Origin of the sequence: Caldibacillus sp. 210928-DFI.2.18, assembly GCF_020554505.1 — a bacterium.
GTDB classification, from domain to species: domain Bacteria; phylum Bacillota; class Bacilli; order Bacillales; family Caldibacillaceae; genus Caldifermentibacillus; species Caldifermentibacillus hisashii.
Window position 1 is genome coordinate 1 of the sequence record NZ_JAJCHL010000136.1, and the last position, 5,647, is coordinate 5,647.

The 5,647-nt window shown below is 35.0% G+C and carries 5 protein-coding genes and 1 pseudogene; 1 reads left to right on the forward strand and 5 read right to left on the reverse strand.

The window, feature by feature from the left end:
- Nucleotides 1–879 precede the first annotated feature (879 nt).
- Nucleotides 880–1,067 (reverse strand): annotated as a pseudogene (locus LIZ98_RS18235) (transposase); the annotation flags it as partial.
- A gap of 109 nt (nt 1,068–1,176) precedes the next feature.
- Nucleotides 1,177–2,046: a nucleotidyltransferase-like protein gene (locus tag LIZ98_RS16665; RefSeq protein WP_034768696.1), complete on the reverse strand. Its 870-nt coding sequence runs from the start codon at nt 2,044–2,046 to the stop codon at nt 1,177–1,179.
- Between the two features lie 584 nt (nt 2,047–2,630).
- Here LIZ98_RS16665 and LIZ98_RS16670 point away from each other — a divergent pair.
- Nucleotides 2,631–2,996, forward strand: a complete 366-nt coding sequence (locus LIZ98_RS16670) for a YgzB family protein (RefSeq protein WP_041845752.1) — start codon at nt 2,631–2,633, stop codon at nt 2,994–2,996.
- A gap of 350 nt (nt 2,997–3,346) precedes the next feature.
- Here LIZ98_RS16670 and perR read toward each other — a convergent pair whose 3' ends face one another.
- From perR to LIZ98_RS16685, 3 genes are all read right to left on the reverse strand, one after another.
- Nucleotides 3,347–3,790, reverse strand: a complete 444-nt coding sequence (gene perR, locus LIZ98_RS16675) for a peroxide-responsive transcriptional repressor PerR (protein ID WP_255602331.1) — start codon at nt 3,788–3,790, stop codon at nt 3,347–3,349.
- Between the two features lie 102 nt (nt 3,791–3,892).
- Nucleotides 3,893–4,450, reverse strand: a complete 558-nt coding sequence (locus tag LIZ98_RS16680) for a cob(I)yrinic acid a,c-diamide adenosyltransferase (RefSeq protein WP_041845750.1) — start codon at nt 4,448–4,450, stop codon at nt 3,893–3,895.
- Nucleotides 4,451–4,452: 2 nt separating this feature from the next.
- On the reverse strand, nt 4,453–5,394 hold the full coding sequence (locus tag LIZ98_RS16685; RefSeq protein ID WP_227203144.1) for a D-2-hydroxyacid dehydrogenase: 942 nt from the start codon (nt 5,392–5,394) through the stop codon (nt 4,453–4,455).
- Nucleotides 5,395–5,647 lie beyond the last annotated feature (253 nt).

Here is a 5,647-nt window from a genome sequence, read left to right on the forward strand (position 1 = left end):
TTAAAACTGACTTAAATGGTTTATTAAAACGCTTTGTCTTGTTCAGTTTTCAAGGATCAATTCCCAAATCAGAAAACACATTTATTATTATATCACAATATTGATTTTGAAGTCAAGAACTTTTTTAAAAACCAACTGACTTCAAATCAATTCAAAAGCGACTTTAATATAATAACAAAAAAATATTATCTTTGTCAATAACTTTTGTCTTTTTTGCAAATTTTATTGTTGCTAATTTGCAGCGACGAATATCAGTATACTAACAAAAAAGACCTTTGTCAACATCCATTTTGAACTACTTTATCACTTTAATCCTAGTGGACCATCGATAATGAAAAGCATGCTCAGCTTCCTTAAGGAATTGCTGAGCCATATTGCTGTTTAGTAGCCTAAAGTTCCGCAAGATGATGTTGTATCTTGCATTTATGATACGCTTTCTGCTCAAAATAATATCGTTGATCATTATACAAACCTACGCTATACAAGTTTTAAAAAACAGGACTAAGCTCTTTCAGATATAAGTACTGGTCCTTTCTCAACTGAATGTTAGTAAATAAGTAAATCCTCCATTCATTAATTATTAACATTTTTTCCATATATATAGTCGATTAAGTAGTGAGACATTTCCCACCGTTCACTATCACGTTTTAAGGGAGAAAGTTCTCCTCACCTAAAGATGTTGGACTACCCACCACTTAAATTACCAGTAGATTTTAAAGCGGGGGTATCCAAAAAAGTTTAATTATCTAAGATCCTTATTCTTAAACGACCACCTGCTTAAAGCAGGTGGATTTTGACATAAATGTCGATGACCAAAGTCATTACTAAAGACTAAAGTTCTTCTGAAAGTCCCCGAGCTCAAGCCCACTCAAAATTAGACTAAAACTCATCCTCTATTTTGAAGATATCATTTCTCTCTTCAGTAAATTGATTAGCAATATAATTTCTTATTATTTCATCCATTACATTTCCTACTGTTGCACAGAAGTATCCTCTTGCCCACAGATGTTGTCCCCAATATCTTTTTTCAACTCTGGAAACTCATCTTGCAACAATCTTGATGATCTTTTAAGTACTGCCGGTGGAGTTAGACTACGCATTTGGAAATTAAAGCGTATTATCCATTCGCCGCTAGAGTGTAACATTAATTAAGATGATCCTTTTATCGGTCTTTAATTAAATATTTTTTGTCGTATAGTATCGGTGATAAATCTTCTTTCCTTTTGATTCCTCCAATACAATATGTAAAAAGCCTTTATCCACTAAATATTCAAGAAGGGCAAAAATATCAATGGAATATAGCTTAAGTTCTTCTTCCTCAACAATATCTTGAATCGACCATTTTAATTTTTTATCCAATACTTCAAGAAGATGTGAACTTCCGAGATCTGTCCTCATGTGGATAAAAAATTCACTTGCTAAAAAGAGTAAGTCTAATCTCTTTTTTAACGGCTCCCCGCTATTAATAAGTTCTTCATAAACTTTATAAATTTCAGGTTCAATACTTTTTACTTGATCCCAAACAGTTACTTCCGGTTGAAATCCCTTTTCGATTAAAGATAGTCGGGCAAGATGATGAAGTGAGTGGATAACATGGTTATATGCATCGAATAAATGCTTTTGTTCATACAATTTCTTACCATCTGTATAACGTCTAATTAGTTTGGCAAATTCCAGACCTATCTTTAATTTTCTTTCATGGAAAGGGAAATCTTTTAAATCCTGGATTAATTGATGTACGAAATCATTTCGATCAAAGAGGATTTTTCCATTAAGCAGCCAGTCATATATCCTCCTGTTTGATCCGGCCATCAGCCATTCATTCAGTTTTTTATTATTAACCATATAAAGGGCAAGCTTTTTTTCTTCATAGTAATAATGTTTTAAATACAAATCCTTCTCTTCATCAGTAGAAATAATAAAAATAATCAAATCAAATGTATCTGTTGTTGCAAGTAATTGATCTGTATTTTCGATTAACAATACACCTAATGTAGAAGGTTGACTCGCTCTTTCCTGATATAGTGTTCGAACAAAATTATCCATAATAAATCCTCCAAAAATATAATCCTATGTTCATTTCGACAAAATCAATCAAAATCCTCCATATTTCCTAACTTTTTTTCCTTGTTCTTTACAATTTTATGAATTTCGATGTATAGGGCGGCTCATAGGTGGAATTTTTCTTGAAGAATGGAAGGTGGTTTCCAGATTATTCACGTAAAAAAAGAACGTTCTTTTGCAAACTAATCGGACACTTACGGGCACTTATCGTCCTCCTTAACATCTTTGATTTCCTTTAAGCCACAAGAGGAAGATATAGTGGCCGTTTGTGCGGAATAAAGTAAAATAATCCCACTGATTGCTATCAAAACCTATTGAACGTATACAAGCTTCTCCGCTCCCTGCTAACTTCCCCGTTGACTTGAATTCTGCGACGAGTTTTTGACCTCGCAGTTAAGCGACGGACAGAGCAATCAATAATTTTTTAATAAAGTTGAGTCAACATAGAGAAAGCTTTAAGAAAATCGATCGACTAACCACCAGTGGAGATAAAGCCCCCTGATTGAAGTTTCACTTTATTTTCTATTTTATTGCTAATTTATGATATAGTTTATAGAGGGGGAATAATCACGATGAAGTATTCAAGTAAAATTAATAAAATTCGGACATTTGCTTTAAGTTTAATATTTATTGGGTTTATTATTATGTACATAGGTCTACTTTTTAAAAATTCACCAATACTCATGATGCTTTTTATGTTTCTTGGATTTTTATCGATCATTGCCAGTTGTGTCGTTTATTTTATGATCGGGATGTTATCAACAAAAGCCGTACAGGTTGTTTGTCCCTCATGCAACAAAGTGACCAAAATGCTGGGACGTGTTGATATATGCATGTATTGCCGTGAACCGTTGACACTCGATCGCAAATTAGAGGGGAAAGAGTTCGATGAGACTTATAACAGAAAAAAAAATAAAGTTACTAAGCTTTAAATCTGCGTGATGGTTGTATTTTATCACAAGTACTTTTGCTGAAATCCGCTTGCCACTCTGGTTTATGAAAAAAGCTAATTGCTGGTGGGTCGGTTGACTGCTCTGGTTTATGAAAAGCTAATTGTTCGTTTGCCGTTGACTGCTAATGCTTGATCAAAATAGTTCTTTTGACGTGAATGTTGAATGGCTTCTATAGTTTAGCGGAAAATCTTGCTTTTGCTGGAGCATAGTTACTGATTTTGTTTTATGAAATCTTGGGGGCATAACTACTCATATAGTAAAGCCGTTGCAAAAAAATAATGCTTCCGAACGATAATCGGGAGCATTGTTTTTCGTTTGTATCAGATTAATTAATGTGCCTCTTTTTTCGCACAATCCGGACATAATCCGTATACTTCCAGGCGATGATGACTTACTTTAAAACCGGTAACATGTGATGCAAATTGTTCTACTTCATCAAGACCCGGATATTGGAAATCAACAATTTTCCCACAACTTTCACATATTGCATGATAATGGTCATGAGTGGTAAAATCAAAACGGCTTGAAGAATCCCCGTAAGTTAGTTCCTTTACCAAACCCACATCCTTAAAAACACGCAAATTATTGTAAACTGTTGCGACACTCATATTTGGAAATTTACCTTCTAGAGCTTTGTATATTTCATCTGCAGTTGGATGAGCCATCGAATTAATCAAATATTCAAGTATCGCATGACGTTGTGGTGTTATGCGAACGCCAGACACTTTTAACGTATCTAATGCTTCTTTCAATTGTTTGGGAGACACCGCCATGCACCTCTTTTCTATTAAGAAAAATTATTAAATAATAACTTCTATAATAATTGTAACCACTTAACCCCTGTTTTGTCAATGAATCCTTTATAACTCGGGTTTCTAAGCATTTTCTTCCTGATGCAAATGTTGCTCTTCCACTTGTAAAATGAAATTAATATATCGGGCGGCCACAAAGAGAAAATCCGAAAGCCGATTGAGGTAAGCAAGCGTAACCGGACTTAGATTCTCTATTCCTATTGAACATCTTTCAGCCCTGCGTACAATTGTCCGTGCAGAATGAAGGGCTGCTCCGGCCGGATGACCCCCGGGTAAAATAAAATTTTTCAAAGCAGGAAGGTTGGCATCAAGCTCATCGATATAAGTTTCTAAAGTTTTTACATACTCCTCCTTAAGTTTCCAAACAACTTCTTTTCCTGCCGGTGTTGAAATTTCCGCTCCTACGTGAAAAAGTATCGTTTGAATCTCGTGGAATATCTTTAATATTCTCTCTTTTCCTTGAAATGATTCATTCCTTAAAAAACTAACGGCTAAGCCAATAAATGAATTGGCTTCATCACATGTTCCGTACGCCTCCACACGAGGATCATCTTTCGGAACTCGGGCTCCATATACTAATGATGTGGTTCCTTTATCACCAGATCTTGTATAAATTCTCATCGCTAATACCCCCTATTTAAATCGACCAAATTTATCCAGTTGTTTTCTTTATTTACATAGTTCCATAAATTTTTCACAAAAATTTCATAGGCTCGTGGTAAATACATATCCGATATGGCTGACAAATGTGGTGTAATCGTGACCTTATCCGATTTCCAAAATGGATGATCAGCCGGTAATGGTTCTTTTTCAAACACATCCAGGAAAGCATGGGCCAGTTGCCCTTCTTCCAATGCTTCCATTAATGCATGCTCATCAACCGCATTTCCCCTGCCAATATTAATAAAAACCGCTTCTTTTTTCATTTTAAAAAATTGTTGTCTTGAAAAAATTTTATTTGTCGATACGGTATTGGGCAGAACAGAAATAACATAATCTGCTTCCGGTAAAATATGATTTAGTTGTTCTAGCGAATAGGTTGCATCAAAATCAGGGTTTTCCTTCCCGCTGCGATTGATTCCGATTGTGTGCATACCAAATGTTTTACCATAACGACTAATTTGTGATCCGATTGCTCCGGCACCGACAACAAGCATCGTTTTTCCATAAATTTCTTGAAGATGTACTTTCCTGTTCCAAACTTTTTCACTTTGTTGCTTTTTAAAAAGAGGGAGTTGTTTTGCATATTGTAATATGTAGCCAAAGACAAATTCTGCCATTGGGATTTTATGGATTCCCCGTGCATTTGTGACAATAATATGATTCTTTTTGATTGCGTCAAGCGGCAATTTTTCAATCCCTGCCGACATAACCATAATCCATCGTAAGTTTTTCATCTCATTAATTAATTTTTCATCAAGATCTTCACCATAAGTTACCAATATTTCAGCAGTATACCGATTTTCCCCAATTTCCTTCATTTTTTTTAGAAAAGTAAATTGAACGGTCGGAAATTCGCTCTGAATTCGTTTTTCTAATGCTTCATTTCGTCCTACGGTTGCCACAACTTGCATTCCCATCTTCCTTTCAAAAATGTCTCTGTACGTTTATTAATATAATTATGTTAATTGTCGTAAAAATTTCACTTATCTATAATATCGAAAAGTATTACATAAAATATAGTGCGCACATTGCCGTAAATCTAAGAATAAGCGTAAAGAAAACTCGGCGACTGCCGAGACTTCAGGCGACGGCAGAGCCGCAGTCAGCGAAAATACATTTTCGCTTGCGAGGTAATGCTACCGAAGCTTCTCTAGT